The following is a 26,663-nucleotide window of genomic DNA, read 5'->3' on the forward strand; positions in this document are numbered from 1 at the left end:
CACCGCGATCGCCGCCCCGGGCCGGTGACGCGCCCGCCTCCGAGGCAGTCATGGCCCGCATCCGTGTGCTCAGAACCGGCCCCGGCCTGCCGCGTACCCGCCCCGCGGTGCTCCTGGCGGACCGCGCCCACTCCTCCCATGCCATCCGTGGTCACCTGCGGCAGCGCGCGATCCGCGCGGTCATTCCACGGCCGTCCGACACCGGTGAGCTGGGGCGCCACTGCGGCACCGTTCTCGCCGACATCGAAACCCGGCGGCCTGTCGACCTGCCGGCAGGTGGTTGCGGACTCGGACCTGTGCGAGGCCGGGCCCGCTCGGACCCGCCTGGCCGGGAAACGCACGCGCCACGGATGCAGTGGCGGAGCCGTGAGTGTCACGCCCCCGGTCGGGGCAGTTGCGCGGCGGTGTGTTCCAGCAGTATTTCCAGGGCGGCCGGATAGGCGCTGTGCGGCATGTAGCGGGCGAGGAGGTGTGCCGTGGCGGCGATGTTCGGATGCGACTCGGCGGGCAGGCGCGCATAGGTGGAGTGCCACATCTCCTCGTCGCCCGCACGAGCCTCGTCCGCCAGGGCGAGCGATCCGGCGTCGAGCGCGGCGAAGGCGAGACTCTGGTCGATGAACGCGTGGTACACGCGGACCGCCACGGGGTCGGGCAGCCCGGCGCCGCGCAGGATGCCGAGGATGGTCTCGTCCACGGCGATCTCGCGAGGCCTTCCGGTGACCCGGCTGGCGGTGAGGACGGCGGCCTGCGGGTGGGCGAGGTAGGAGGCGTGGATGGCCCGGCCCAGCGCGCGCAGGTCCGTGCGCCAGTCCCCGGTGGCCGTCCAGCTGTCCAGAGCCCTGCCCATCAGCTCGTCCCCGATGGCCCGGGCCAGATCGTCCATCCCGGCGAAGTAGCGGTAGAGGGTGCTCGGATCGGCGCCCAGTGCCGCGCCGAGACGGCGTGCCGTCAGCCCGGTGCTGCCGTGCTCCCGCAGCACCCGCAGGGCGGTCTGCACGATGATCTCCTCCGACAGCACGGTGCCTCCCCGCGTGGGCCGCCGCCGCTGACGCGCCGCCTCGGGCACCACTTGCTTCGCCATCTCGGTCGTACCTCCGTTGCCGCCCGCGAGCCGCCTGCGCCCACCCTCCGCCTGCTCGCACCTTATGCCAACGGGGTTGACCTTATAACCCGGCGTCGCGTTGCATCGAGCCTGTCCGGAGGCGCTCGCCTCCCGTGGGAGAAAGGTGTGTGACATGCGCGTACTTCTGGTAGGCGCGGGCGGCGTGGGGACGGCCGTCACCCGGATCGCCGCCCGCCGTGAGTTCCTCGCCCACATGGTCGTCGCCGACTACGACCTCGTGCGCGCCGAGGCGGCGGTCGCGGCGCTGGGGGAGCGGGGCGCCCGGTTCAGCGCGCGGCGGCTGGACGCCTCGGATCAGGGTGCGGTAGCCCGGATGCTCGTCGAGGAGCGGTGCGACGTGCTGCTCAACGCCACCGACCCCCGCTTCGTGATGCCGCTGTTCCAGGCCGCCCTCGAGGCAGGCGCGCACTACCTGGACATGGCGATGTCGCTGTCCGTGCCGCACGACTCGCGCCCCTACCAGGAGTGCGGTGTCAAACTCGGGGACGAACAGTTCGCACTGGCCCGGCGCTGGGAAGAGGCAGGACGGCTGGCACTGGTCGGAATGGGCGTCGAGCCGGGCCTGTCCGACGTCTTCGCCCGGTACGCGGCGGACGAACTCTTCGACGACATCGAGGAGATCGGGGTCCGGGACGGCGCCAACCTGGGGGTCGAGGGCTACGACTTCGCGCCCTCCTTCAGCATCTGGACGACCATCGAGGAGTGCCTCAACCCGCCGGTCGTGTACGAAAAGGGCCGCGGCTGGTTCACCACCGTTCCCTTCAGCGAGCCCGAGGTCTTCGACTTCCCCGAGGGCATCGGCCCGGTGGAGTGTGTCAACGTCGAGCACGAAGAGGTGCTGCTGATTCCGCGCTGGGTGGATGCGCGTCGTGTCACGTTCAAGTACGGGCTGGGCGACGACTTCATCGCCAAGCTGAAGACCCTCCACGAACTGGGCCTGGACTCGACGGCGCCGGTGAGCGTGCCCGGGGACGACGGACCCGTACGGGTCTCGCCGCGAGACGTGGTCGCCGCGTGCCTGCCCGACCCGGCGGGCCTGGGGGAGCGGATGACCGGCAAGACCTGCGCCGGCACGTGGGTCAAGGGCGTCAAGGACGGGGCGCCTCGGGAGGTGTACCTGTACCACGTGGTCGACAACGAGTGGTCGATGCGCGAGTACGGCTCGCAGGCCGTCGTCTGGCAGACGGCGCTCAACCCGGTCGTCGCCCTGGAACTGCTGTCCACCGGCGCCTGGTCCGGCAAGGGCGTTCTCGGTCCGGAAGCCCTGCCCCCGCGCCCCTTCCTGGACCTGCTCACCGAGTACGGCTCTCCCTGGGGCCTGCGCGACGACAGCTGATGTCAGTGCCGTCCTCGCACGAGGACAGCCGCGCACCGGGCGGCGTCATGGCTCAGAGCCGGCTGTACTTGTCGATGTCCTCGGTGAACTCCTCGATGGCCTGTGCGGTGAGTGTCGGCCGAGTGTCGGCGATGGCGGTCATGTAGTCCTCGGTGGTGGGCGGCCGGCCCCGGCGCTGTGTGACTTCTCGTTCGAACGCCGCCTGCGCACCCTTGCGGGCGGCGAATTCGATGTCGGCCGGGGTGAACAGCGCGCTGGCCTCGACCAGTTGGTCGAGGTCGACCGCGGCTGCGGATGCCCTGAGGTAGCGGTCCCAGATCGCCGCGCGGGCGGTCGGGTCCGGAGGGCCGACGGGAATGACGTAGTCGAACCGGCCCGGCCGCAGAAAGGCCGCGTCGAGAGAACGCACCGAATTGGTGGCACAGGCCAGCAGCCGCGAGTCGTGCTCGCGGAAGACAGGGATGAGTTTGAGCAGCTCGTTGGTCACTCCGTGGCCGGGGTCGACCGCCTTTCCGGAACGCACCCCCGCGATCTCCTCGACTTCGTCGATGAAGAGCAGTACCGAGTCCAGTTCCGCCAGGTCCGCGAAGGTTTCTCGCAGCGCCGCGGCCAGGCCCTCACTCGTGTCGGCCGCGAGCCGGGACGGGAAGAGTTCCACGAACGGCCAGCCGAGCCGCGAGGCCACCGCCTTGGCGAAACTGGTCTTGCCGGTGCCGGGCGGGCCGAACAGGATGATCGCCTTGGGCGGGGTGACACCGTAACGGTCCGCCAGCGCGGGCTCGGTCAGCGGCAGTACGACACGGCGCTCGATCACCTCTTTCTCGCGCTCCATGCCGGCCATGGTGTCCCAGAGCCCCTCGGGAAGCACACGGCCGCCCAGCGCGGCGAGGACGTCGGCGTTGGCGGTTCCCGGCGGTTCGAGTTTCTCGTAGTAGGTCAGGTCGTCGCGGAACCGGTAGCCCGACTTCTCCAGAGCCTTTGTTCCGGCGGCACCGGCGGGCAGCAGCGCGCTGATGTGGCGCACGTCCAGTGCGCGCAGGCGCCGTTCCAGTTCGGCGAGCAGCGCACTGCCGATCCCGCGCTCACGCCATCGGGAGGCGAGTGCCACCAGAAGGATCCAGCCCCGTTTGCCGTGGGCCTGCGCCACGGCCATGCCCACCAGTTCGTCGCCGACCACGGCGACGACCGCCGTCTGACCGGACTTGGCGGCGGCCATCACCTCCGAGACGGGAAACACCCGGTCCTCGTCGGCCCGGCGGCTCTGGTCCCAGATCTGTATGGCCTGGTCGAGATCGTCGTCGTGATAGTCGCGCAGATGCCAAGCGGGCATCGCCACCACCTCGCCCGGTGTCGGAGTCCCATTGTCGCCGATCGATCACGAGTACGCCCCCAGCCCGCCCTGCGGGTCCGTCAAGATCACATAAAATTCCCACGTCAACCGTGGTGCACGGCCCCGCGTGGGGTCACACTGCGCTGCCGGCGTCTTCCGTTGCCGGCGCTTCGGGAGGGACGGGACCAGGGATGTACACACTCGCATCGCAGCAGATGTCGGAGCCGGACTCGGCTCTGTTCGACCTGACATGGGGGCTGGGCGCCACCGCGATGGGCTGGGTGGCGCTGATCAACCCCCGTGGCATCCTCGAGTGGATCGAGCTGCGGCGGGGCACAGGCCGGAAGGTGTGGCGCGGTCGCCTGGCCGGTGGTGTGTTCGCTGTGGTGGGACCCGTGATGCTGATCAAGGGGATCGTCCATCTGCTGGCGCCGAAGGGTTCGGAGCGCCTCACGCTGTTCCACCGAGTGCATGGTTTCCCGTTGGTCTCCGCCGCCGTCGCGATCGTGGTCATGGTGTTCGCCGCGATTCATGCCTGGCGCACCAACGCCTTCCTCCAAAACGCCTGGACGGCCGGCGGCCTGCCCCGTGCCTGTGCCGCCCTGAGCACCCTCGCAGGCCTGGCGTTCGTCACGTTGACCGTCTTCGGCTATGTGGCGGCAGGCATACTGTGCTCTGCCCTGTCCGGAGCGGCAGTGGCCGGACTCGTCTTCACCCGGAACCGCGTCTAGGGGTGTCTTCCGGGCCAGGTCGGCCGCAGGCAACAGGCCGTTGGATACGGCGGCCGGTGGTCAGTAGCGCAGCGCCGTGCCGACGACCGCGTGCACTTCGCCGTTGAGTTTGCGATTGCTGCGGGCGGTGCCCTCGCCCGAGGCACCGGCGGCCACGTCCTTGAGCGTCACCACGACCACGTCCAGCAGATTGCCGCTCTTGTCGGTGAAATTGACCTGGACCGCGAAGGACTTGGCCGAACCCGCGGTGTTCTTGGCGGTCACCTTGGCCGTGGCCCGGCCGTCGCCGCCGATCGCGACGGCGCCGAGTGTCACCTCGTTCTTGGCGTTGACCCCGCCCTTGACCTCGTCGAGCCTGCGCTTGGCCTCCGCCGAGGCCGAGGCCAGCGCATCGGCTCCCCGGGAGGCGAGCGAGGAGGCGACGGAGGAGGCCGCCGAGGCCGCCTTGCTGGCGCTGCCGGAGGGGTTTCCGGAGCTGCCGGAGCACCCGGTCACCGCGACCGCGATCACGGCCAGCACTGCGCCCGCCGTGCCCCGTGTCCCGTGCCCATTCATACCGCGACTCCCGTGCCCTCGGAACGATCCGCTCCGCTCAGTGAACAGCGCACGGCCGTGGCCCGCACATTGTGTGAGACGCACGGGTGTCACAGGCACCCGAACGGTCCCGTCGCAGCCGGGGGGAACCGACCAGCGCAGCCACTTCGCGACCGGTACGCAGACACGGTGGTCACAGCAAGGCGTCACAGGTGCCGGTGATCCTTCCCCGCCGGCGTGAGGCTCGGACGGGCGGCGGCTCTCGTTGCGCCGTGCTGCGGCTCGCCTCGAACGTGCACGAGCGGGTTCATCGCGGGTGGCGGTGGCCCGGTGACCTCCACGTGGGCGGGACGGAGCAGTCGGGGACCGAGCCGGTAGCCGGGGCGCAGGATCTTCGTGCAGATCAGCTGGTCGCTGTCGGGGGAGATGTGGTGGGTGACGGCGTCGTGGCACGCCGGGTCGAAGGGGTCGCCCTGCTCCCCGAACACCTCGAGTCCCAGGGACCCCAACTGGGTGCCGAGGGTGTCGGCGATGTCCTTCAGGCCCACCGTCATGGGCTCGTGCGCGCATGTGCGGTCGACCGAGTCCAGTACCGGCAGCAGGGCACGCAGGACATTGGCCACGGCGATCTCGCGCACGGCCATACGGTCCCGCCGCACCCGCTTGCGGTAGTTGTCGTACTCGGCCTTCACCCGCTGCAGGTCGGCCGTGCGTTCCTCCAGCAGACGCTGCAGCTGGGCGAGGTCCGGGTTCTGCAGCCGACCCTTGTCCATCGTCAGCCCGCCTCCGGCTTGTCGTCGTCGACGATCTCGGCGTCCACCACGCCTTCGTCCGAGGAGGCGGCGGAGGACGTGTCCGTACCGGAGGTCGCCTCGCTCTCCGTGCGAGACCTCTCGTACATCGCCGCCCCGATCTTCTGCGCCGCCTCGGCCGCGCGTTCCATGGCCTGCCGGATCGCGGTCGTGTCCTCGCCCTTCAGCCGCTCCTTCAGCTCCGTGAGCGCGCTCTCCGTCTCGTTCTTCGCGTCGGCCGGGATCTTGTCGGGGTTGTCCCTGATGAGCTTCTCGGTGGAGTAGACGAGCTGTTCGGCCTGGTTGCGGGTCTCCGCGGCCTCCCGGCGCCTGCGGTCCTCCTCGGCGTGCTGCTCGGCCTCGCGGACCATGCGGTCGATGTCGTCCTTGGGCAGCGCCGAGCCGCCGGTCACGGTCATCTTCTGTTCCTTGCCGGTACCGAGATCCTTGGCGGAGACGTGCATGATCCCGTTGGCGTCGATGTCGAAGGCGACCTCGATCTGCGGCACGCCACGCGGCGCCGGGGGCAGACCGGTCAGCTCGAACATGCCGAGCTTCTTGTTGTACGCCGCGATCTCCCGTTCGCCCTGGTAGACCTGCACGGTCACCGAGGGCTGGTTGTCCTCGGCGGTGGTGAAGATCTCCGAACGGCGGGTCGGGATGGTGGTGTTGCGCTCGATGAGCTTGGTCATGATGCCGCCCTTGGTCTCGATGCCGAGGGACAGCGGGGTCACGTCGAGCAGCAGGACGTCCTTGACCTCGCCCTTGAGGACACCGGCCTGGAGCGAGGCCCCGACGGCCACCACCTCGTCCGGGTTGACGCCCTTGTGCGGGTCCTTGCCGGTCAGCTCCTTCACCAGGTCGGTCACGGCCGGCATCCGGGTCGAGCCGCCCACCAGGATGACATGGTTGATGTCGGACACCTTGATCCCGGCGTCCTTGATCGCATTGTGGAACGGGCCCTTGCAACGCTCCAGCAGATCCGACGTCAGCTGCTGGAACTGGGCGCGGGTGAGTTTCTCGTCCAGGTGCAGCGGGCCCTCCGCGGAGGCCGTGATGTAGGGGAGGTTGACGTTCGTCTCCGTCGAGCTCGACAACTCGACCTTGGCCCGCTCCGCGGCCTCCCGCAGCCGCTGCACGGCCATCTTGTCCTTGGCGAGATCGATGCCGTAGTTGTTCTTGAAGGTCGTGATCAGGTGGTCGACGATCCGCTGGTCCCAGTCGTCGCCGCCGAGGTGCGTGTCGCCGTTGGTGGCCTTGACCTCGATGACGCCCTCGCCGATCTCCAGCAGGGACACGTCGAAGGTGCCGCCGCCGAGGTCGAAGACGAGGACGGTCTGGTCGTTCTCCTTGTCCAAACCGTAGGCGAGCGCGGCGGCCGTCGGTTCGTTGATGATCCGCAGTACGTTCAGGCCGGCGATCTCACCGGCCTCCTTGGTCGCCTGCCGCTGGGCGTCGTCGAAGTAGGCGGGGACGGTGACCACGGCGTCGGTGACGTCCTCGCCCAGGTGCGCCTCCGCGTCCCGCTTCAGTTTCTGCAGCACGCGCGCGGAGATCTCCTGTGCGGTGTACTGCTTGCCGTCGATGTCACCGTGCTCGGGGAACCGCCAGCCGTGATCGCCCATGTGCCGCTTGACGGAGCGGGCGGTGCGATCGACGTTGGTGACGGCCTGCCGTTTGGCGACCTCTCCGACCAGCACCTCGCCGCTCTTCGCGAAGGCCACGACCGAAGGCGTCGTCCGGGCACCCTCGGCGTTGGTGACCACGGTGGGCTCGCCGCCCTCGAGGACCGAGACCACGGAGTTCGTCGTTCCCAGGTCTATACCGACTGGACGCGCCATCTGGACTCTCTCCCTCCTGCCCCGCCTCCATTCTCGGCCCGGTGGCTGACCACTGCGAGCTGCTCATGCGGACCGATGTCACCCTGTGCCAGGTCGTGACTCATAGTGCAGGCTGTGAAAACGTCCCTCATCCTCGCGCCCGGCAGGGTCATGACCCAGTGCCCGTACCGTGGCGATCGCAAACCGCTGTTCCCGCTCGTCGGTGAAGAGCCGCTGGGGATAGGTGCGCGAGACATCGAGCGTGGTGTGCAGACCGTGTTCGGCCAGGGTGCGCACGATCGGGTGGTACGACACCGTCCGCAGCACGAACGCGCTGATCCATACCGGTCTCCGGGTGCCGTCGAGCAGTGCCGTGAACGTTCGGGCGGTGATGTAGCTGCTGCCGCCGGTCAGCGTGATGAGCCCGACGTCGGCGAGCGCACTCCTCAGCCCGGGGCCGGGCGGTCCCTGTTCCAGGTCGTCGGTGAAGGCGGCGTCCAGGAGACCCACCTCCAGCGCGTACCGCACGGCGGGGGCCGCGACGTCCAGGCCGAACACCGGCACCGCGTCCGCTCGGCGCCGCTCGGCGTAGTACTCCCTGTCCCACGCCGCGAGTTGCGCCGTCGACATGTCCTGGCAAGCGGGTGAGGTGTACCGCTCGTACATCTCCGCGAGTGTCACGTCGTGGTTGAGCAGCGCGGCGTTGATCCCGTACGAGCAGCACAGGTCCAGCACCGCGGGCCTGTGGGGGCGGCCGTCGTCGAGCGCGGCCCGTTCGGTGGCGGCCTGTCGGAAGATCGGCTGGGCATGGTGCGGGATCTCGTACTCCAGCGGGGCGAGCCGGCGGAAGTACATGCGGGGATCCGGCCGGTCGTAGATGTCGTCGAACCGCGATTTGCCGCCCGCCACGCCCGCCGTACCGCCAGAGCCCGACTCGGCCATGCCGTACTCCTCCTCGCGGAACACATCGGTACCCCCCATCATGTCTCGCCCCTTATGCCCTGGGATGTCTGCCACACCGAGGTCCGAGCAGGTACGACGACGTCACACGCTCAAGGCGTCCAGAATCGACTCCGTGGCGAGGACGCCGCCGAGGCCGAGGACGGAGAGCACGGTCGTGTAGGCGGTGCGCGCCTTGATCGCGCTCGATGACCGAGGCGGTGACCACGGCGACCGTGGCCGAGCCGAGGGCCACCGCGGTCCACGAGGACCTGCTTGAACGCGTCGCCCGTGCTGATCACGAGGAGGATCATCGCCATCGCCTGGGCGCCGACCGGCAGGAGGGTGAGGAGCAGGGCGATGGGCGCCGAACCGATGAAGGCGAAGAAGTGCAGGAGGGCCACGACCCCGAGGCGGCCAGGTCCGTGACCGGGGCTGAGGCGATGAGCACCACGGGCAGCAGGGCCACCGACAGCGACCAGCCCATGCCCGGCATCTCCTCGTCGGTGAAGACGCGGTCACTGACCAGGCCGGTGGGTATGGAGGGGTTCATCTTTCGGACGAACGGAAGGCGTGGCCACGTCAGTGCGACCAGCGCACCGGCCGGGACGGCGATGAACAGGCCGTAGAGCAGGGTCAGTCCGACCGAGGCGTGGAAGGTCGCGGCGACCGAGGTAGGGCCGGGTGCGGCGGCAGCGGCCTTCGGTGCCGCGGAGAAGGCGCTGACTCCATGGGCCGCACAGGCCGCGTCCGCGCCCTCCGGCGATCGGAACGACGGCCGACCGGCCGCTCCGCCGACGCCCCCGGACGCGGTTCCGCCCGACCGCCCGGACGCGGATCCATCCGGTCCGTCGCCCCAGCCGCCCGGCGGACGTCGGTGGCTGACCAGGGGCCGCGTGACGACCGCAGTGGTGTCGGTGGCCGTCACGGCCGCGGTGGGCGGAGTGATCTACGGGGTTCTGGCGCCGGAGCCCGCCCCGGACGACTACACCCCGGTCTACCGTCACCGGACGCTGTCCTTGAAGAACTACAACTACTACTCCGACCTGCGCGCGGGCGCGGTCCGCGGCTCGGAGACCGCCTGGAGTGTCGGCACGGACGCCGGAGGCGACGGCAATGGGGTCTTCGAACTCCAGAAGGGTTGCTGCGCTTCCGTCAGGCGCTACCGCCGGCGCACATGACCGCCCCGTCCCGGACCGACTTCGCGATCAGAGGCTGAAGACCCGACGGGCGTTCCCGGAGAGGAACAGCTCGGTGGCTTCTTCGTCCAGGCCGAGATCACTGAGGTGTTCCAAGGCCTGGACAGGGCTGATCATGGGGTAGTTCGTGCCGAACAGCACCTTCCTACGGCCACGGCCGCGCAGATACTCGACGAGTTCCCGCGGGTAGCGGCGGGTGGTGTAGGCGCTGGTGTCGATGTAGACGTTGGCGTGTTTGTCGGCCACGGCGATCATCTCCGTGGTCCACGGGTAGCCGATGTGACCGCAGACGATGGTCAGTTCGGGGAAGTCGAGCGCGACCTGGTCGATGTAGGGGATGGGACGACCGGTTTCGGAGGGGCGCAACGGGCCGGTGTGCCCGACCTGGGTGCAGAAGGGGATGCCGAGGTCGACGCAGGTGGCGTACAGCGGGTAGTACAGCCTGTCGGTCGGCGGCAGTTGCCACAGCCAGGGCACGATCCGCAGGGCGACGAAGCCGAGTTCCTGGGCGGCCCGGCGCAGCTCGCGCACGGCCTGCACGGGCCGGGTGAGGTCCGCCCCGGCCACCCCGCGCAGCCGTCCGTCGGACTGGGCGACGAACTCGGCCACCTCGTCGTTGCTGATCAGCGGTCCCTGCGGCCCGTACCAGGCCGCCGAGAGACCGATCTCCACATCTGCCGCGGCCATGGCCGCCACGGTGGCCTTGACCGGCAGTGGCTCCTCCAGCTGTCCCTGCCCCGTCCATCGGCGCAACGACTCGAACATCTCGTGGTTGGAGTGACGGAGCGTGGGGTGCTGCATCCACACATCGATGGCCGGCACGGCTTCTCCCGAGGTGGCTGAGCGATCGCTTACTGCAACAGTACCTGGGCAGGACCGGATTACGATCATAGGTTTGTACGGCGGCTGGGCCCCTTCTCCAACCTCAGGTCCGGTGCTGGGGCGCGCCGCATCTGCGCCGGCGCGGCCGCCGAACACGCTGGAGGTCCGGGCGTAACGACCCCGTCGGCCCGCGCGGCGGGAGTGCAGCAGCCCGGAGGGCCTCATGGCCGGCGGCGAGGCGAAGTACATGGGTCCGTAGCGGTCACGTTCTACGGCCCGGGTCTTCCCACCGGCTGAAGATCCTCTCGGGGTGTGAAGATTTGGCCCCCGCTGGCCCGCCGTCCCGGGACTTGGCGGACCGGCGCCTGTGAGGGCGCTCTCACGGGGTAAACGGAACCTACGCCTCCACCTGCCGCGGCGGAAACCCTTCCGAAGTGTGGTCCAGGTCATATCGGCACGGCGTCCCAGATCTCCTCGGTCACGCCCGGCTTCGCACCGGCCTTCTTCGCCGACTCGATCGCGGTGCGTTCAGTGTCGGACACAGCAAGCTGAGCGTCTCGCGGCTGCAGGCGCCCCTCCCTTCCCGTGCTGCTCGTGCGCCAGCGGCCCGGCACCGGCTGGGAGTGCCGTTGGCCCGCCGCGCGCTGCGCAGGCTCTGTGGGCGACTTCCCTGGTCACTGCCGGGTCCGGGCCTTGGGCGGACCCGCGGTGCCGCGGTCCCCGACCACCGAATCGGTCATGGGCCGTCTGTGCGCGCTCATGCTGGCTTGGTAGCCGCTTGCAGGGCTTCGGTCGAAGGCTCAGCATGACGTTCCCACTCGTTGTTCCGGCAGTAGGTCGGCTTGTCCGCTCAGGTGCGTGAGGAGTGAACGTGACCTGTGCGGAGCCGGCGACGGGTGGTTCCCGGTGTCCCGTGTCCTTCGGAAAGGGCTGGATGTGCCAGAGCCGTTTGATGCCGTGACCCCTGCTGCCGTCGGCGGGGCGGGGTGCTCGCCGGAGGCGGCCGCACCGCCGACGGTCGGTGTGGAGGAGGAGTTCGTCCTGGCCGACCGGCGCAGCAGGTCGGCAGTCTGCAGGTCTCTTTCCGTGGTGCGTGCCGCTCGTGCTCGGCTCGGCGGGGCGCATGTCACGCCGGAGCTGTCGCAGTCTCAGGTGGAGACGGTCGGTGCGGTGTGCCGTACCGGCGTCGAAGTGGAGGCGGAAGTCCTTCGATTACGCGCGGGTACGGCTGTCGCAGCGGCCGAGCAGGACTGTCTGCTGGTGCCCAGTGGTGTGGCGGTCCTGGGCCGTTCCGGGCCGCCGCCCGTCCTCGATCAGGCACGGTACCGGGCCCTCGCGCACCGCTTCGGGCCCTTGATTCACGGGCAGGGGGTCAACGCCTGCCACGTGCACGTCGGCGTGGCCGACCGGGAGGATGCCGTTCGGGCCGTCAACCATCTGCGGGGCTGGATGGCGTTGCTGCTGGCCCTGACTGCCAACTCACCGTACGACGTCGGCGCGGACACCGGTTACGCGAGCTGGCGATCGGTGGTGTGGAGCCGGTGGCCCTCGGCGGGACCTCCTCCCCGCCTGCGCGACGCGGCGCACTACCAACGGGTCGTCGACCAGCTCGTGGCCTCCGGGGCGGCCCTGGATCCGGGCATGGTCTATTGGCATGTCCGGCCCTCGGCGCACCTTCCCACCATCGAGGTACGCATCGCGGACGTGATGCCCGACGCCGAGACCACCACCGCGTACGCGCTGCTCGTTCGTGCCCTCGTCGGGCACGCCGTGGAGTTGGTGCGCTCCGGCGAACCCGCGCCCGACGTCCCCGATCTGCTGTTGAGGGCGGCGTGCTGGCAGGCCGCCCGGCACGGGCCGGTCGGCACCCTGCCCGGCACCCACACCCGTGACTGCGCTCCCACGTCCGTCGGGCGGCTGATCGAGGAGCTGTGGAAGCGGGTCGAACCACACCTCAGCCGGCACGGCGACGACCGGCGGGTCGGCAACTGGCTGGACGAAGTGCAGCTCCATGGATCCGGCTCCGCGCGGCAGAGGCGTGTGGCGGAACGGCACGAGGGTGACCTACGGGCTGTGGTGGATGACCTCGCCGTCGAGGTTCCGTGAAGCCGCCGAGGCTCTGTGGGGGGAGATGAGTGGCTCTTGTGGCTCTTGTTGCATGGGGGCCGCCCGAGTGGGCACCGGACCCGTCTGCCCGGTCGGAACTCGCCTTCCAACCGTCACCACCGAAGGACACCCGGCGGGTACGGTGGTCACGAGGGCTCTGTTCGGCCATTGAGCTCAGCCCCGCATACTCGGCTTCGCCGAACCGTGCCGCTCCTGCTGGTCGAGGGGTGCCATGAAAGTCGAAATGATCCAACGGGCCGCCAACGTTCTCTTCGACGTCCCCGACGAGATGCACGAAGAGATCATCATGCTCATCAGCGCGGTCACCGACGACGCCGAGACACGGGCGCCGGACCTTGCGGCCGCGTTCGGGGAGTGGTGTTGGCTGGTGTACACCATCCACGGCGACGTGGTCGAGGTACTGGACGTCGGCTGCGCCCGGTGACGGCGCGGCGTCCCCTTACGCCTGGGCACGAGGCCGGACGTCGTATCGCAGCGCGGTGGTTCTCACACCGTCTCCGACACGTTGCGCGGTGCGGATGCGGATGGGCGGACCGGACGGCTGTCGGTGTCAGGGAGTAGCTTGCCTCGATTCCTGCTGCACTCCCGAGGAGAAATGACACGGTGGCCCCAGAACTTCGTAGGACGTCTCTCAAGGTGGACGAGCTGATCCCCGAACTGGCCCCTCTCGGTAGGCGGACGACGGTGCTGCTGCCGAAAAGCGGACTTCCCGGAGCTGGGGAGAGTTCGATCGGCGGCCCGTTGCTCTGGCCCGTCGACGAACCCTGGCCCTACTGCGAGCAGCCTGGGCACTGGGCCTGGCCCAACGAAAAGCATCCGACCGGGCCGGCGCCCATGGTGCCGGTGGTCCAGCTGTTCGCCCGCGACGTCCCCGCACTGCAGTTCCCCGAGGGCAAGGACGTGCTGCAGTTGGTCTGGTGCGCGCTGCTCCATCCTCAGGACCCCTCCTACGCCGCGCTGCCCAGGCTCTACTGGCGCAACGAGACGGAGGTCCTGGCCGCCGGCGTGCTCAAGGACTTTCCCGAGCCGGCCGAGGGTGAGTACGACGCGGACTTCATGCCCCGTCCGCCGTGCACCCTCTCGCCGACGGTGGTCATGGAGTACCCGAACTGGGATCTGCCCGAGGATCTCAGACCGCGTGTCGCGGAGATCGAGGAAGAGTTCGGCATCTTTTACACGGAGCTGGCCTGCGCGCTGCAGAACAAGGTCGGTGGCTATCCGGCCTGGACCCAGCAGCCGGACTGGCCGTCCTGCGACCGTGGTCACCGCATGGAGCACCTCCTCAGCGTCACCGGCGAGGAGGACCTGGACATGGACATGGGCGACGCAGGAGGTATCTATATCTTCCTCTGCCGCCACTGCCCCGAACTCCCGTATGCGCACCGCTACGACTGCCACTAGGTCCTGTCGTCGAACTCCCGCCGTCCGCCCGGCGGGCGGACGGCGACAACGCGTGCTCTGGGGGTCCCCGGCCATGGCACGGAACCCCTCAAGTGGGCTGACGGCGCCGACTGAAGCCGGCTCAGTGATGGTGGTGCTCGCCCTGCCCATGCGCCTGCTCGTGTTCGCCCTGGTCCGGTGAGCCACCCATCATGCGCAGCATCTCCCGGCCTCCGGTGCGAAGGAAACGGACCAGCAGGGCGGCAGCCAGCAGCAGGAAGGCTATGTTGAGCCAGGTCGTGTAGTTCCAGCTGACGCCCTCCTGGGGAATCCTCGCGTCGGCCTGGTCGGGGATGAGGCCCAGTCCTCCGAAGGCGAACTCCACGAGGTAGCCGGCCACCGCCATCGCGACGAAGAACGTGCCCAGCAGGAAGGCCGCCATCCGGGCGCCGTAGTACTTCCGGTAGATGTTCAGGATCGGCAGGATCAGCAGGTCGGCGTAGATGAAGGCGATGACACCGCCGAAACTGATGCCGCCCTTCCACAGCACCACGGCCAGCGGCACGTTGCCGATGGAGCAGACGAACGTGGCGATGGCCACCACGGGCCCGATCAGCGGCCCGATCAGCTTGGCGGCGAGCGGATGGTCGGCGAGGAAGAAGCTGCGCCAGAAGTCGTCCGGTACCCACGCGGCGATCGCCCCTGCGATCAGGAGTCCCGCCACCAGGTCGCGCAGGATCGCCGCCCACTCCATGACGAAGATGTGCGAGACCGAGGTGAGGCCGTCGCGGGAGAGGAGCCGGCGGAGGAAGCCGCCCTCGCCGTGCACGGACATGTCCATCGCCGCATGCCCCTCCATCGATCCGGCCAGCCCGCGTTCGGCCTGCTCCCGTGCCTTCCGCAGCAACCGCTCACGCAGGAGGAGCCGGAACAGTACCGCGAGTACGACGATCATGATCGGGCCGCCGACGAACTCTGCGGCGGTGAACTGCCACCCCATCAACAGCGCCAGGATCACACCCAGTTCGACCACCAGGTTGGTCGAGGCGATCTCGAAGCCCATCGCCGCCGTGAAATTCGCCCCCTTGCGGAACAGGGAGCGGGCGAGTGCGACGGCGGCGTACGAGCAGGACGACGAGGCCGCGCCGAGCCCCGCGGACAGGGCGAGCGTACGGGGCCGGTCGTCCCCCATGAGTCGTACAACCGTCTCTCGGTGAACCACCGCCTGCACAACGGCGGACAACGTGAAACCTAGGATCAGTGCCCAGGTGATCTCCCACGTCATTGACCCGGCAATGGACAACGCGTGTCCGATCGCATGCATGGTGCACACCTTTCGCCGTTGTCTGGCGCCAGCGGGCTCGATTGTATACCCCAAGGGGGTATATTGCGCCGACAGAGGTGTGGCAGAGGTGTGGCAGAGGTGTGGCGCTGGCAGGCCGATGAGGGACAGCCTCGCCCCTGGGCGACGTCCCTGTGTCGGCCGCGCCCGGCCGGGGTCAGCCGATGAGTGAGTGGAACTGCTCGATCGTACGGCGCCGCATGGTGAGGAAGGCGAGCCAGGAGCCGTCGGCGTAGTGCAGCCGGAAGCGGGCCATCAGCTGCGTCCGGGGCCGGCGTTCGACCCGGGTCACCCACGCCCGCGGCACCTCCCACACCGGGGTGCCGTCCAGGGGCTGGACCAGTCCGACGCGCTGGTCGGTCACACGCAACAGCAGCGCTCCGGAGGTGCGCGGCATCCCCGCGGCGATGCTGCCCGCTCCACCGGACTGCGCGCCCACGCTGTTGACCATATGGTTCGCGAGGGATGCCCCGATCCCGATGCCCTTGGCGCTCCTGGCCGGGACGACGGAGGCGTATGCCAAGAGCTGCTCACCGGGGGCTAGTTGACTGTGGGCGGAACGCTCGCGAAGAACCGACATGCTCATGATCTTAGGCGACTGAGAGGGGTATGCGGCAACGGGCGCCGTCCTCCCTCGGACCCCCGCGCCGTCGCCGAGATCTCGGTGGCCTTGCACGCGCTGCGGCTGCTTCCGCCGCCGCCCGAGAGTCCCTGACCCGAGGCGCACGGCGCCGTATATGCCGTCCTGGCCTGGCGCGCCACGCGCCCGGGACCGGGCGGGGAGTGAGCCTGGCAGGGCTCAGGGGTTGCGGACCGGTGAGGCAATGTACCGAGGAGCATCGCCTGGCGATACGGCGGCTGAACGACCTGATCACGGCCGACGTGCGGATGGACTCGGTGATGCGGTGGTGGCGGCATGGACAGCGGCTGCGCCCTCAAAGGCGGCTGGGCGTGGCTTGGGCCGCCGTAGTGTGGTCCGTCACCGTCAGATCGCGGCCGCACTCGTCAGCGTGTCGCGTCGCGCGGGCGTCTGGATCTGATCGGGCCAGGGACCGCGGCAGCGAGCTCCGGCTCGGCCGGCGCCGGCGAGTCCCATCGCGGCTTTTCGGGCAACGTCCGGAGCAGACCGCGAGCGCCCGGCGTCACTCGGCGTGGCTGCACCACACCAACCGAGCCGGCACCACGACTCGTGAACACAGCCAAGCTCTGAACTCGCGCGGCATCCGGCTCTGCGTGCCCCCGTGCCCGCCTGCCTATTCCGTCCGGCTCTGCGCCGTGCCTCAGCCGTGCCGGCTGCAGTCGTAAAGGCGGAAGCTTCCCTTGGTGCGCCAGCCGTAGGCCCCGGAGCGGATGCGGGTGCAGTGGGACTTCACCCAGGTCGTGGCCGGGGTGGTGGGCCGCAGGGGAGTGAGCAGCACGTAGCGGAGTTGGTGAGTCGCGATCAGTGTGCTGAGTTGATCGGCGCTGGGGAAGGGGGTCTTGCCGGTGAAGCCGCCCATCACGAGCATGGGCTGGGACTGGGCGCGCAGCAGGCGCTCCGCGGGGTAGGCGGCCTGGGTGGCGAGCAGGTACTTCTCACCGTGGTGGTGCGCGGTGAGGTAGTCGAGCAGGGCGGTGTCGCGGGTGCTGGGCTGGTCGAGTCCGACCCGGCGGAGTGCGGATCGGTGGTGTACGGCGTTGTGGTAGGCCTTGCCTACCGGACCGGCCGTCGGTGAGGTGGAGGCGCCTGCGTAGAGCGGGTCGAGGGAGGAGGCGGCCCAGCCGGCGGGTACGAGCAGGGTGGCGGTGATTCCGGCGGCCAGGGCGCCCTGGACCAGGTCTCGGGAGGCGCGCGAACCGCTGATCCACAGGCCCAGCGCGCCGCACACCGCGAGCGGCACCGCGAGCAGGAGCAGCCAGGAGACGAACAGGGTCGGCAAGTCGAGTACCAGCGCCCAGACCACTGTCAGCACGATGGCCGACGGAAGCCACAGCCGTCGCCGACCGCCTGCCTCGTACTCGGAACGGAAGACGGCGAGTCCGCCCCCGGCGAGTGCGGCGATCGCCGGTGCCAGTACCGCCGTGTAATAGGGGTGGTTGCCGTTCGAGACGCTGAACACCACGGCATGCACGGCCAGCCAGCCGCCCCAGAGGAGGAAGCCGGCACGCAGCAGGTCGGTTCGCGGTTCGCGGGCCCGCCAGACCAGGCCCAGTACGGCGGCGAGCACGGCGAGCGGCAGGAACCAGGCGATCTGCGGGCCGACGGTGTGGTTGACCAGCATGCCCCAGCCGGTGTTTCCGGAGGTCCGGCTGGCGGCGGTCCCCGAAACCGCACCGAGCGCGGTGTCGTCGTCGCTGAAGCGACTCAGGCCGTTGTAGCCGAAGACCAGGCTGAAGGGATTGTTGTTGGAGGTACCGTCGACATACGGCCGGTCCGCGGCGGGCGTCGCCCAGGCGAGCAGCGCCCACGAGCAGGAGACGGCCAGGGCGACCGCACCGCTCAGCAGCAGGCGCAGGGCTCGTCGCACCGCTGTGCCGCTCGCGGCGAGTTGGTAGACGACGGCGAAGACCGGCAGCACCAGCCATGCCTGCAGCATCTTCGTCTGGAAGGCCAGCCCGACCCAGACACCACAGATGATCAGCGGCAGCAGCCGCCCCGTTTGTATGCCCTTCTGCAGGGCGCCGGCGGCTGCCACCAGCAGCAGAGTGAGTGCGGTGTCCGGGATGGTGGCCCTGTTGAGGACCACCGTGACCGGGGTGAACGTGAGCGTCAGCGCGGCGATCAGCGCGGCGAACGGACCGGCCCAGGCCCGTACGATCCGGTGGAGCAGCCACACGGTGAGCACGCCCTCGATGACCTGCGGCAGCGCGGCCGCCCACGTGCTCGGACCGAAGATCCAGACGGTGATGGCCTCGGGCCAGAAGGCGCCGGGCAGCTTGTCGAGGGTGATCGAACCGCTGGGGTCCAGACCGCCGAAGAAGAAGGCCCGCCAACTGGTGGCCATCGACCGTATCGCCGCGCTGTAGTAGGGGTGAATCGCGGCGTGCCCGATGCCCCAGCCGTACAGCAGCGCCGCGACGACCAGCACCGTGGCCAGCGCCGGGCGCTCCCAGTTCGGCGGAGCTTCCGGCCGGTTGCCGCGCCGGCGCGCTGCTCGGTGGCCGCTGTAAGAGCCGGTGGTCTGGTCGGTGGGGATGGTGGGCATGGTGGGGGTCCTCGGATCAGTGGTCAGGCGGGGCGGCGGGGCGTAGGTGGCGGGCTGTCCCGAAGCCGTGGGCTCAGCAGGTGCGTGTCGGCCGGTGATACGCCGTCCGGCCGATCGTCGGTGGTCGTGCCGTTGGCGTCAGATCGGCTGGGGTGAAGGCTGTGGCGGACCTGGCCGTCGAGGCCCGTGCACACGCCGCAGTGGTCAACGGCCGCGGCCGACGACGCCGGCCCGTCGGGGACAGCGACGCCGGCGGCACCGGGAATCGGGGTGCCGGTCGCCGTGGACGCGTCGGCGGTGCGGCCCTCCGCTGTCCTCCCAGTGTCGATCGCGAGGCGCGCCAACAGCGGGATGTCCACGGCGAGCGGCTCTGCATCGGCCCGTACGGCATCTGGCGCCCCTCCGGATCGCATGCGGCCCAGGCCGTCCACGGTGCGGACGGCCACCAGGGGCAGCAGTACGACGAGCGACGCGCCCGGCGGACGCGCCTCGCCGGGGAGCGGCAGTGCGGCGGGCGGAGGAGGCGCTGTGGCGCGGGGCCCGGGACGCGGTGGGCAGGGCAGAAGATCCTCTCAACCGGGCGACGAGCGCTCGAACGTTCGATGAACGCACACTTTAGTGGCATGAGATCACACAACAATCACACTTACGTCCCTGCGTCGTCCCTGTGTCGTCCCTGCGACGGAACCGCGCAGTGGCCTGCTCCGGAGGGCCTGCGACCAGGGTGGGCCCCACGGTTGGGGGCCCGATTCTCGGAGTCCGGTCAGCGGACGAAGGAGATCTCCGGGTAGCTCTTGGCGGGTCCGTCCAGCAAGGTGCTGTGCTTGTGACGCAGCTCCCGGTCGAAGTACGCCGCGAGGTACACACGCTGGATCTTGATCGCCCGGTTCGGGTCGATCGTGCCGTACTGCTGCCGCACCTGGTCCTGGGAAAGCCCGAGCAGTGGCGCCACCTGCGGCACCAGCCACTCGTTGTCGCTGAACGACAGGTGCTTCGAGCCGTGGAGCTGGATGTCGACCCGGTATCCCTTGAGATGCGGCCACAGCTTGCGCCACGACGAGTCGTTGTTCCGGTTGTGGCTGCCGGAACTGAAGAGCATGAAGGGCCGGCTCAGGTCCTTGCCCGGCGCCGTGCCGAAGAACTGGCCGTCCAGGTTCGCGCCGGCGTCGATGCGGTGGTCGAGCTGCATGGCGGTGTCGACCGCGGCGCCGCCCAGCGACCAGCCGAACATCCCGATGCGATCCGTGTCCACGGCGTGCGACAGCCCGGAGGGCAGCTTGGCGTGGTCGACGTCCGGGTTGCCACCCTTGGCGATGGCGCCGAGCTGGTTGATGACGAAGCGGATGTCGGCAGCACGCACGTTGAGCGTGTCGGAGGAGTGCGCGCCGGACGGCATGGTGTTGACTTCGAGCCGTCCGCCCGGGAACTCCACCTCATTGGCGTCATGAGTGTGATCGACGGCGACCACGAGATAGCCGCGGCTGGCGAGATCCTCGGCCAGGGCGGTGCCCATCGCGCGGTCCGAGTGCAGCCCGGTCGAGTACAGGAGCACGGGCAGCTTGCCGAGGCCGGTGTCGACGGGGGCAAGGACGCGGCCGGCGGTCTGCGGCAGCTTGACCTGCTGCGGCGACAGGTGGCGCGAGTGGAGGAAGTGAGTGCCCGACACCGAGGGCATCCAGGACGCCTGAGCGTGCCCGGACGTGGAGGAGGCCGGATACCAGTACGTCACCATCAACTCGCGCGCCCTGTTGCCCGGCACGTACGGATCCGTACGGGACTTGTCGACGAGGTGCTGGCTGAAGGTGCCGACCCGGTAGCGCCCGCTCGGCGCGGGAAGCGCGAGCTGAACAGCGGAGTTGCGGCCCTGCTTGAGCGCGGCCGCGAGGTGCGTGCCCTGCGGCGGTAGCGCGGTGTCGTTCTCGGGCGCCCAGGGCGTGGCCTGCTGGCCCGGCGACGCCCCGGTGGCCGCCTGCTTGTGGGAAGCCTTGGCGGCGGCCACCGCCGGCGTCACCCCGGTGCTCAGGGCGACGGCGAGCACACCTGCGGCACCGACTGCTCGGGCTATGAGTCTTTGGCGGCGGCGCGGTCTGCGGTGTTGCATAGAACTCCCCTGGTGAACACGGGCCAATGGCCCGGCGGTGGTCAGGGCACACCGTACCGCTGCCCGGACCGACGGATCACAGGACCACGCGTTTACCTCGGAGTTGCACGCACGGACCACCGCGTCAGGCCGCGGAGGCAGGAAGGCTGACGGAACGGCTTTCCTCCATGACGTGGTAGCCGGCGCTCGTGTACAGGTTCATGGCCACCTCGTTGCCACCCCACACGGTGAACATCAGAGCCGTGTCGCCGGCTTCGAGCGTCGCGAGCTCACCGGCTGCCATCGCGGCCCGCCCGTACCCTTTGCCGCGGTGCTGCTCCTGGATGTGCAGCGAGTAGCCGTAGGTGACCCCGGGGAGGTACCTGTGCTTCAGCCAGCCGGTGCCGATCTGCGCGCCCGCCGCCTCGAGTACCAGCAACGTGTTGTCGGGCGTCGCTAGGCCTTCGGGGATGAGGTCGGCGAAGTCGCGGTCGGACTTGCGTGCGGCCTCCTCGGGGCTCAGGGCTCCCGAGCGGACGATGTCGCCGACATAGGCGGCCTTCTCCGAGGCGAGCCAATGGGGGTATTCGGCCTCTGTCATGGGCCGTGCGGTGACGCCGGCGAGTGGTTTCGGCGGGGAGTCGATGCGGCGTGTCCTGAGCTGGCCGCGGACGCCGTAACCGTCGAACAACTCACCGGCGGGCTCGGTGAGCCGTATGTTCAGCCGGCGAGCGCCGCGCTCGGCACACCATTGCTCGGCCCAGTCACGTGCGGCCTGCTCATGTCCCCGGCCGGTGTGGGGCGCGTCGACGTGGAGGTCGCCGATACGGCCCGCGAGGGCGCCGTGGTTGTCGGCCACGACCACGGCGACGTATCCCACTCGCTTCCCGGCGTCCGTGATCTCGGCGACGGTCCAGTCGCCGGTGCCGGCGCGTACATCCTCGAGCATGCGCTCCGCGGCGGCCGTGCTCAGCCCCGCGGCCGTGTATGAGGCGAGCAGCCGCCGCTCGAAGTCCGCCTGCCACTGCGTGCTGTCATCAAGGATGCTGAAGTCTGTCACCTGATCACACTAGTCATGTTGGCATGGACGGAACGCGTGATTTTCGCGTGGGCCAGGCGACCGTTGCAGGACCCGTGCGAGTCGCCTCACCGGCGCCGGCCGCCGCGGTGAGTGCAGGCGCCCGTAGTAGTCGCGGTCGGGCTGGACGAGGTTCGGCGAGGTCCAGGCCGAAGGTGTCCAGGACGAGGCGCTTGCGGATGATCTCCTCGTCGGTGCGGACGAAGCCGGTGACGGGCCGCAGCGCGTGGGCGTCGGCCGTCGAGGACGCCGGTGCAGGAGCGGGCGCCGACGCCGAGCCCGAGCAGCGGCACGCCCTGGAAGGTGAGCACGTTCTCGTCACCTGCCACGACGCGAGGCACTGAACGGGCTTGTCGCGGCCGCGAGTTCACTCGCTTGCTGGCTGTACGTCACCGACGCCGCAGCCGCCGAACTCGCCGACGTCTGCGGCGCTGAGCCCATGCCCCGGGGCCAGAACTGCCCGCATCCCACTGCCCGGTGCGGCACGTTCCACGACTGTCTCGGCGGTCTGCCGTCCAAGCGGCGCGTCGCCATCCGCCGCGAACGACCGGCCTTCACCGAAGCCGGATACGAGCTGTGCACCCCACGGCCCTCCGAGTGCGCCGATTCCGGCGGGGCGCTGCTCGCCGGACTCCAGGAACGACACGGCCCCGCGGCAGACCAGCCTCTTCCACCGCCACGCAGACACCGCCTGGCTCCGCGCCACCGGCTACGACCAGGCGCGACTGCAAGGCACGTACGAGTAGTTCAACCTCGTCTGATACCTGCCGATCGAGCACGCCTACCGGGACGCCCGCATTCACGAAATGCGTGTGGGTGAACAGGTCTGGTTCGGCGCCGGTGTACATCCCGGAGACGATACGGCGAGGTGCCACCGACCTCGATATTTTCCGTGGCGTAGCCGTCAATCGCTTGGTAGGGGTGACATGGCTGAAGCTGTTCGGACAAGTTGATTGAGGCAGGCCGGACGGGAAACCGTGTCGGCAAGGTCTGACTCACACTGTCTACGGGACGGACAACAGGTGATGGCCACGACGGCGGGCAAGGCCCGCGCGCTTCCGGCGGCGGCGAACAGTCTGCGGCTGCCGGGGATTGTCCTCGGGGTAGGCCTCGGCGGATTTGTCGACGGCATTCTGCTGCACCAGCTCCTTCAGTGGCACCACATGCTCACCAGCACCAACCACGACCACATCGGAGTGAAGTACTACGACCCCCACACGGTGTCCGGGCTGGAGATGAACACCGTGTGGGACGGCATCTTCCATGCGGTGTGCTGGATCGCCGTACTGGCGGGCCTGGCCATCCTGTACGCGAGGGTCACACACGACCGGCGAGCGGTGTGGACCTCGCGGGTTCTGTGGGGCTGGATCCTGGCCGGCTGGGGCTTGTTCAACCTGGTCGAGGGCATCCTGGACCACCAGATCCTCGGCATCCACCACGTCCATGGCGGCCCTCACCAGGCTTGGTGGGACGCCGGCTTCCTCATCCTGGGCGGCCTGTTCGTGATCAGCGGACATCTGGTGCAGCGAAGTGGCCGGCCCTTCGACCCCGACGCCTCCCGTGCCGGCGAGCAGGCCGGGGGTCGCGCCTGATGGGCCCGATGCACCAGCAGGGGGAGGGCGGCGGGGCCCTGCCGGGAGCGGTGCTGACGGGGTTGCTCCTGCTCGGCGCTGCCGGCGGCTATCTGCTCGCTGCGCGGCGGGCGCGGTGCCGCAATCCTGTACAGGGCTGGAGCGGCCGGCGGTCGGCGTCCTTCCTCACCGGGCTGGCGCTGCTCGCCGTCGCGCTGCTGCCGCCGCTGGCACCCGCCGCGCACTCCGACTTCCGCGGGCACATGGTCCAGCACATGCTCATCGGCATGTACGCGCCCCTCGCTCTCGTACTTGCCGCGCCGATCACGCTCCTCCTGCGCACGCTGCCCCACGACCACGCCCGCAGAGTGGCCGCAGTACTGCACAGCCCACCGGCCCGCCTGCTGGTGCACCCCGCGGCAGCGCTCACCCTGAGTACCGGAACCCTGGGAATGCTGTACTTCACCCCCGTGTACAACGCCGCCATGGCCCACCCGGCGGGCCATTGGCTCCTGCACGCCCACTTCCTCGCGGCGGGCTGCCTGTTCGCCCACGTCATCGCCGGTCCCGACCCCGCGCCCGCCCGCCCCGGGGTACGGAGCCGACTGGTGTACCTGGGCATCGCCATCGCCGCGCACGCCCTGATCGCACAGGCCATGTACGGCGGCTTCTACGTCGACGTCCACGCCCCCATCGACCAGGTCCAGCAAGGCGCGGAGATCATGTACTACGGCGGGGACATCGCCGAACTCCTCCTGGCCGGCGCACTGGTGGCAACCTGGCGGCCCGAGCGCCGCACCACGACGACCAGGTGGCGCGGCCGACCGGGCATCGGCGCGCCGACGCCGCACTGAACCGACACCGCACCCCGCCGGCCCACTTCCAGGTCCGCCGCCAAATTCATCGTGGAAAACGCCAGGTTGCGGGTCCGGGGACAACGTGTGGTGGAGCCAGGCCGTGCGGCTTGCGGTTGTGGGGCCCGTGCCGGAGCGGCTGTGGTTCAGCCGGTCTGCCCGTAGCGGGTGAAGAAGCCGACGAGGCTGTGCGGGGCGTCGTCGTCGAGGCACAGCTTGTGGACGCGGAAAGCCTCGGCGGCAGCGGCGGCGCTGCGCGGGAACAGGGCCTCCTCGTACGCGGTGAGCGCGGCCTCGATGTCGTCCGGGTGCGCGGCGAGGGCGTTGCCGAGTTCGGCGCCGTCGTACATGGCGAGATTGGCTCCCTCGCCGGACGGGGGCATCAGGTGGGCGGCGTCGCCGAGCAGCGTCACGCCGGGTACGCGGTCCCAGCGGTGTTCGACCGGCAGGGCGTTGATGGTGCGCGGGACCGGTGCGGTCTCGCCGTCCGTGAGCAGCGCGGTGAGTTCCGGGGCCCAGCCGTGGAACTCCGCGGCGACGCGGGCCGTGGCCGCGCCGGCGTCGGTGAAGTCGATGGCGTCCAGCCACCCCTGCGGCTTGCTGAGCGTCACGTAGGTGTGCAGGACGCCGTCCGGCTCGCGGTGGGCGCAGATCCCCTTGCCGGGGGCGAGCGCGAAGAGCGAGCCGTCGCCGACGGCCCGGGCACAGGCCGGGTGGCGGGTGTCGCTGTCGAACAGGTAGGTCTCGATCAAGGACGTCCCGACGTACTCGGGCCGGGCGTCGGACAGCAGCGGACGGATCCGTGACCACGCTCCGTCCGCGCCGACCAGCAGGCTCGTCGTCACGGTCGCCCCGTCCGCGAACGTCACCTCGTGCCGGCCGCCGCCGAGGGGCCGAACCTCGATGACTTTGCGCCCCCACTGGACCGTGCCGGCGGGCAGCGAGTCGAGCAGAATCTGCCGGAGGGCGCCGCGGGGCACCTCCGGACGCCCGCCGGTACCGTCGTCGGGCTCGTCCAGCAGGACCGTTCCGTCCTTGTCGAGTATCCGCGAGGCCTCGGCGCCCTTGTGGACGATACCGAGGAATTCCTCGAACAGCCCGGCCGCCTTGAGCGCGAGCTGCCCGTTGTGGTCGTGGATGTCGAGCAGGCCGCCCTGGGTGCGAGCCGTCGGCGCCGTCTCCGCCTCGTAGACCGTCGCCGGGATGCCATGGACGTGGAGGACACGGGCGAGCGTGAGTCCTCCGAGCCCCGCGCCGATGATCGTGACCGAAGTGGTCATGTGCTTCCTCCCTGATCGCGGACCGCCGGCCGGACACCCGGCAACCTCGCCTGGAACGCCGTTCCAGCAACCCAAGAGTGGAACGGCGTTCCAGAGCTTGTCAAGCTGGAACGTTGTTCCACGATGTCTAGAATGGAGGCATGGCAACCAGGGCACGTCGTCCGGAGCGACGGCAGGAACCGCTCTCCCGGGAGCGCATCGTCAGCGCCGCCGTCGAGCTCCTCGACACGGTGGGCGAGGGCGGGCTCACGTTCCGCGCACTGGCCGACCGCCTCGCGACCGGACCCGGGGCGATCTACTGGCACGTCACGGGCAAGACCGAACTTCTCGCCGCCGCCACCGACGCCGTCGTCACCACGGTCATCGCCGACGGTGACACCGGCGCGACGCCGCAGGAAGTGATCCGCGCCCTCGCGCTCGGCCTGTTCGATGCGATCGACGCCCACCCATGGGTCGGCACACAACTGGCCCGCACACCGTCGCGCTTGCCGCTGCTCCAGGTCTTCGAACGCATCGGACGCCAGGTCCAGGCGCTCCGAGTGCCCGAAGCCGCCCAGTTCACCGCAGCGTCCGCGCTGATGAACTACATCCTCGGAGTGGCGGGCCAGAACGCCGCCAACGCCCGAGCGCACCAGCCCGACACGAACCGGACCGAGTTCCTGGACGCCGTGGCGACCGCATGGGCAGAACTCGATCCCGACCAGTACCCGTTCACCCGGACTGTCGCCGAACAACTGCGCATGCACGACGACCGGGCAGAGTTCGTCGCCGGCATCGACCTCATCCTCGACGGAATCACCGCTCGCCAGTAGCCGGCCGGCCGTCACGTGGGCGCGCTGGGCTCCAGAGCGAGCGGCGCCATGAACCGTCGGGGCGTGATCCCGGGCCCCGGCGGAGCACGCCTGTTCACGCTGGTCCGGGGCGGGATCTGGAGTCCGACGGGCCTTGTAGAGCCGTACCTTGGCGGCGATTTTCCGTATGGTCGCGTCCGGTACCTCGCCGGGCACGCCCAGGGTGCCTTTGTACCCACCTGGGCCAGTGGTGTGTCCTTGACGACACGGCACCCTTCCAGGGAGCGACGCGCAGGCCGCTGGTCCGGCGTTGGTGCCGATGGGCTCGGGGGTGGTGCCTCCGGCGGGGG

Annotated in this window: 23 protein-coding genes and 1 pseudogene; 10 read left to right on the plus strand and 14 right to left on the minus strand. The window is 69.8% G+C overall.

Annotated elements, in window-relative coordinates; translation table 11 throughout:
- Nucleotides 1-373 precede the first annotated feature (373 nt).
- Nucleotides 374-1,081, minus strand: a complete 708-nt coding sequence (locus ACZ418_RS32330) for a TetR/AcrR family transcriptional regulator (RefSeq protein WP_468370133.1) — start codon at nucleotides 1,079-1,081, stop codon at nucleotides 374-376.
- Between the two features lie 154 nt (nucleotides 1,082-1,235).
- Here ACZ418_RS32330 and ACZ418_RS32335 point away from each other — a divergent pair, with 154 nt between their 5' ends.
- The gene (locus ACZ418_RS32335) at nucleotides 1,236-2,459 is read left to right on the plus strand and encodes a saccharopine dehydrogenase family protein (protein WP_468370136.1); all 1,224 of its coding nucleotides are present in this window, start codon (nucleotides 1,236-1,238) and stop codon (nucleotides 2,457-2,459) included.
- Between the two features lie 52 nt (nucleotides 2,460-2,511).
- On the opposite strand, the gene ACZ418_RS32340 is transcribed toward ACZ418_RS32335, so the two are convergent.
- Nucleotides 2,512-3,789, minus strand: a complete 1,278-nt coding sequence (locus ACZ418_RS32340) for an ATP-binding protein (RefSeq protein WP_468370139.1) — start codon at nucleotides 3,787-3,789, stop codon at nucleotides 2,512-2,514.
- Nucleotides 3,790-3,980: 191 nt separating this feature from the next.
- On the opposite strand from ACZ418_RS32340, the gene ACZ418_RS32345 reads away from it, so the two are divergent.
- Nucleotides 3,981-4,520 (plus strand): hypothetical protein, encoded by a 540-nt coding sequence (locus tag ACZ418_RS32345; protein WP_468370142.1) that lies wholly within the window; start codon nucleotides 3,981-3,983, stop codon nucleotides 4,518-4,520.
- 60 nt (nucleotides 4,521-4,580) lie between these two features.
- Here ACZ418_RS32345 and ACZ418_RS32350 read toward each other — a convergent pair whose 3' ends face one another.
- The 5 genes and pseudogenes from ACZ418_RS32350 to ACZ418_RS32370 all read right to left on the minus strand — a co-directional run.
- Nucleotides 4,581-5,075, minus strand: a complete 495-nt coding sequence (locus ACZ418_RS32350) for a hypothetical protein (RefSeq protein ID WP_468370145.1) — start codon at nucleotides 5,073-5,075, stop codon at nucleotides 4,581-4,583.
- Nucleotides 5,076-5,260: 185 nt separating this feature from the next.
- On the minus strand, nucleotides 5,261-5,827 hold the full coding sequence (gene grpE / locus ACZ418_RS32355) for a nucleotide exchange factor GrpE (protein ID WP_468370147.1): 567 nt from the start codon (nucleotides 5,825-5,827) through the stop codon (nucleotides 5,261-5,263).
- Between the two features lie 2 nt (nucleotides 5,828-5,829).
- On the minus strand, nucleotides 5,830-7,686 hold the full coding sequence (gene dnaK / locus ACZ418_RS32360; RefSeq protein WP_468370149.1) for a molecular chaperone DnaK: 1,857 nt from the start codon (nucleotides 7,684-7,686) through the stop codon (nucleotides 5,830-5,832).
- Between the two features lie 78 nt (nucleotides 7,687-7,764).
- Nucleotides 7,765-8,649, minus strand: coding sequence for a hypothetical protein (locus tag ACZ418_RS32365; protein ID WP_468370151.1), 885 nt, complete (start codon nucleotides 8,647-8,649; stop codon nucleotides 7,765-7,767).
- A 60-nt stretch (nucleotides 8,650-8,709) separates the two neighbouring features.
- Nucleotides 8,710-9,339 (minus strand): annotated as a pseudogene (locus tag ACZ418_RS32370) (GntT/GntP/DsdX family permease); the annotation flags it as partial.
- Between the two features lie 161 nt (nucleotides 9,340-9,500).
- On the opposite strand from ACZ418_RS32370, the gene ACZ418_RS32375 reads away from it, so the two are divergent.
- Nucleotides 9,501-9,785: a hypothetical protein gene (locus ACZ418_RS32375; protein ID WP_468370154.1), complete on the plus strand. Its 285-nt coding sequence runs from the start codon at nucleotides 9,501-9,503 to the stop codon at nucleotides 9,783-9,785.
- Between the two features lie 27 nt (nucleotides 9,786-9,812).
- Here ACZ418_RS32375 and ACZ418_RS32380 read toward each other — a convergent pair whose 3' ends face one another.
- Nucleotides 9,813-10,625, minus strand: a complete 813-nt coding sequence (locus ACZ418_RS32380) for an amidohydrolase family protein (RefSeq protein WP_468370156.1) — start codon at nucleotides 10,623-10,625, stop codon at nucleotides 9,813-9,815.
- Nucleotides 10,626-11,582: 957 nt separating this feature from the next.
- Between ACZ418_RS32380 and ACZ418_RS32385 the strand changes: the two genes are divergently transcribed.
- From ACZ418_RS32385 to ACZ418_RS32395, 3 genes are all read left to right on the plus strand, one after another.
- Nucleotides 11,583-12,731 (plus strand): carboxylate-amine ligase, encoded by a 1,149-nt coding sequence (locus tag ACZ418_RS32385; RefSeq protein WP_468370159.1) that lies wholly within the window; start codon nucleotides 11,583-11,585, stop codon nucleotides 12,729-12,731.
- 244 nt (nucleotides 12,732-12,975) lie between these two features.
- The gene (locus ACZ418_RS32390; RefSeq protein ID WP_468370162.1) at nucleotides 12,976-13,176 is read left to right on the plus strand and encodes a hypothetical protein; all 201 of its coding nucleotides are present in this window, start codon (nucleotides 12,976-12,978) and stop codon (nucleotides 13,174-13,176) included.
- A 212-nt stretch (nucleotides 13,177-13,388) separates the two neighbouring features.
- Nucleotides 13,389-14,153 carry a DUF1963 domain-containing protein gene (locus tag ACZ418_RS32395; RefSeq protein WP_468370165.1) on the plus strand — a complete coding sequence of 255 codons (765 nt, stop codon included), beginning with the start codon at nucleotides 13,389-13,391 and terminating at the stop codon, nucleotides 14,151-14,153.
- A 121-nt stretch (nucleotides 14,154-14,274) separates the two neighbouring features.
- Here the strand turns inward: ACZ418_RS32395 and ACZ418_RS32400 are convergent, their stop codons facing one another.
- The 5 genes from ACZ418_RS32400 to ACZ418_RS32420 all read right to left on the minus strand — a co-directional run bounded on the left by ACZ418_RS32400 (nucleotide 14,275) and on the right by ACZ418_RS32420 (nucleotide 21,799).
- Entirely contained in the window at nucleotides 14,275-15,456 is a 1,182-nt protein-coding gene (locus tag ACZ418_RS32400) for a permease (protein WP_468370168.1), read from the minus strand.
- Between the two features lie 175 nt (nucleotides 15,457-15,631).
- A complete protein-coding gene (locus ACZ418_RS32405) occupies nucleotides 15,632-16,054 on the minus strand; it encodes a hypothetical protein (RefSeq protein WP_451003389.1) in 423 nt (140 codons plus the stop codon).
- Nucleotides 16,055-16,754: 700 nt separating this feature from the next.
- Complete coding sequence (locus tag ACZ418_RS32410; RefSeq protein ID WP_468370170.1) at nucleotides 16,755-18,659, minus strand: glycosyltransferase family 39 protein; 1,905 nt, start codon at nucleotides 18,657-18,659, stop codon at nucleotides 16,755-16,757.
- A gap of 763 nt (nucleotides 18,660-19,422) precedes the next feature.
- Nucleotides 19,423-20,760 carry an alpha/beta hydrolase family protein gene (locus ACZ418_RS32415; protein WP_468370173.1) on the minus strand — a complete coding sequence of 446 codons (1,338 nt, stop codon included), beginning with the start codon at nucleotides 20,758-20,760 and terminating at the stop codon, nucleotides 19,423-19,425.
- A gap of 124 nt (nucleotides 20,761-20,884) precedes the next feature.
- Nucleotides 20,885-21,799 carry a GNAT family N-acetyltransferase gene (locus ACZ418_RS32420; protein WP_468370176.1) on the minus strand — a complete coding sequence of 305 codons (915 nt, stop codon included), beginning with the start codon at nucleotides 21,797-21,799 and terminating at the stop codon, nucleotides 20,885-20,887.
- A 191-nt stretch (nucleotides 21,800-21,990) separates the two neighbouring features.
- Here ACZ418_RS32420 and ACZ418_RS32425 point away from each other — a divergent pair, with 191 nt between their 5' ends.
- The 3 genes from ACZ418_RS32425 (at nucleotide 21,991) to ACZ418_RS32435 (ending at nucleotide 24,242) form a co-directional block, all read left to right on the plus strand.
- Complete coding sequence (locus ACZ418_RS32425) at nucleotides 21,991-22,161, plus strand: hypothetical protein (RefSeq protein WP_468370179.1); 171 nt, start codon at nucleotides 21,991-21,993, stop codon at nucleotides 22,159-22,161.
- A gap of 681 nt (nucleotides 22,162-22,842) precedes the next feature.
- Complete coding sequence (locus tag ACZ418_RS32430; protein WP_468370182.1) at nucleotides 22,843-23,409, plus strand: DUF2243 domain-containing protein; 567 nt, start codon at nucleotides 22,843-22,845, stop codon at nucleotides 23,407-23,409.
- Between the two features lie 8 nt (nucleotides 23,410-23,417).
- Nucleotides 23,418-24,242 carry a cytochrome c oxidase assembly protein gene (locus ACZ418_RS32435; protein WP_468370185.1) on the plus strand — a complete coding sequence of 275 codons (825 nt, stop codon included), beginning with the start codon at nucleotides 23,418-23,420 and terminating at the stop codon, nucleotides 24,240-24,242.
- A 146-nt stretch (nucleotides 24,243-24,388) separates the two neighbouring features.
- Here ACZ418_RS32435 and ACZ418_RS32440 read toward each other — a convergent pair whose 3' ends face one another.
- Nucleotides 24,389-25,522 (minus strand): FAD-dependent oxidoreductase, encoded by a 1,134-nt coding sequence (locus ACZ418_RS32440; RefSeq protein WP_468370188.1) that lies wholly within the window; start codon nucleotides 25,520-25,522, stop codon nucleotides 24,389-24,391.
- 140 nt (nucleotides 25,523-25,662) lie between these two features.
- Here ACZ418_RS32440 and ACZ418_RS32445 point away from each other — a divergent pair, with 140 nt between their 5' ends.
- A complete protein-coding gene (locus ACZ418_RS32445) occupies nucleotides 25,663-26,334 on the plus strand; it encodes a TetR/AcrR family transcriptional regulator (RefSeq protein ID WP_468370191.1) in 672 nt (223 codons plus the stop codon).
- Nucleotides 26,335-26,663: the final 329 nt, after the last annotated feature.

It is taken from the genome of Streptomyces sp. NPDC030820 (assembly GCF_055572075.1).

Coding starts and splice junctions, on each gene's coding strand:
- ACZ418_RS32330 (WP_468370133.1), bottom strand. CDS start 1,081: ATGGCGAAGCAAGTGGTGCCCGAGGCGGCGCGTCAGCGGCGGCGGCCC.
- ACZ418_RS32335 (WP_468370136.1), top strand. CDS start 1,236: ATGCGCGTACTTCTGGTAGGCGCGGGCGGCGTGGGGACGGCCGTCACC.
- ACZ418_RS32340 (WP_468370139.1), bottom strand. CDS start 3,789: ATGCCCGCTTGGCATCTGCGCGACTATCACGACGACGATCTCGACCAG.
- ACZ418_RS32345 (WP_468370142.1), top strand. CDS start 3,981: ATGTACACACTCGCATCGCAGCAGATGTCGGAGCCGGACTCGGCTCTG.
- ACZ418_RS32350 (WP_468370145.1), bottom strand. CDS start 5,075: ATGAATGGGCACGGGACACGGGGCACGGCGGGCGCAGTGCTGGCCGTG.
- grpE (WP_468370147.1), bottom strand. CDS start 5,827: ATGGACAAGGGTCGGCTGCAGAACCCGGACCTCGCCCAGCTGCAGCGT.
- dnaK (WP_468370149.1), bottom strand. CDS start 7,686: ATGGCGCGTCCAGTCGGTATAGACCTGGGAACGACGAACTCCGTGGTC.
- ACZ418_RS32365 (WP_468370151.1), bottom strand. CDS start 8,649: ATGATGGGGGGTACCGATGTGTTCCGCGAGGAGGAGTACGGCATGGCC.
- ACZ418_RS32390 (WP_468370162.1), top strand. CDS start 12,976: ATGATCCAACGGGCCGCCAACGTTCTCTTCGACGTCCCCGACGAGATG.
- ACZ418_RS32400 (WP_468370168.1), bottom strand. CDS start 15,456: ATGCATGCGATCGGACACGCGTTGTCCATTGCCGGGTCAATGACGTGG.
- ACZ418_RS32405 (WP_451003389.1), bottom strand. CDS start 16,054: ATGTCGGTTCTTCGCGAGCGTTCCGCCCACAGTCAACTAGCCCCCGGT.
- ACZ418_RS32410 (WP_468370170.1), bottom strand. CDS start 18,659: ATGCCCACCATCCCCACCGACCAGACCACCGGCTCTTACAGCGGCCAC.
- ACZ418_RS32415 (WP_468370173.1), bottom strand. CDS start 20,760: ATGCAACACCGCAGACCGCGCCGCCGCCAAAGACTCATAGCCCGAGCA.
- ACZ418_RS32430 (WP_468370182.1), top strand. CDS start 22,843: ATGGCCACGACGGCGGGCAAGGCCCGCGCGCTTCCGGCGGCGGCGAAC.
- ACZ418_RS32435 (WP_468370185.1), top strand. CDS start 23,418: ATGCACCAGCAGGGGGAGGGCGGCGGGGCCCTGCCGGGAGCGGTGCTG.
- ACZ418_RS32440 (WP_468370188.1), bottom strand. CDS start 25,522: ATGACCACTTCGGTCACGATCATCGGCGCGGGGCTCGGAGGACTCACG.
- ACZ418_RS32445 (WP_468370191.1), top strand. CDS start 25,663: ATGGCAACCAGGGCACGTCGTCCGGAGCGACGGCAGGAACCGCTCTCC.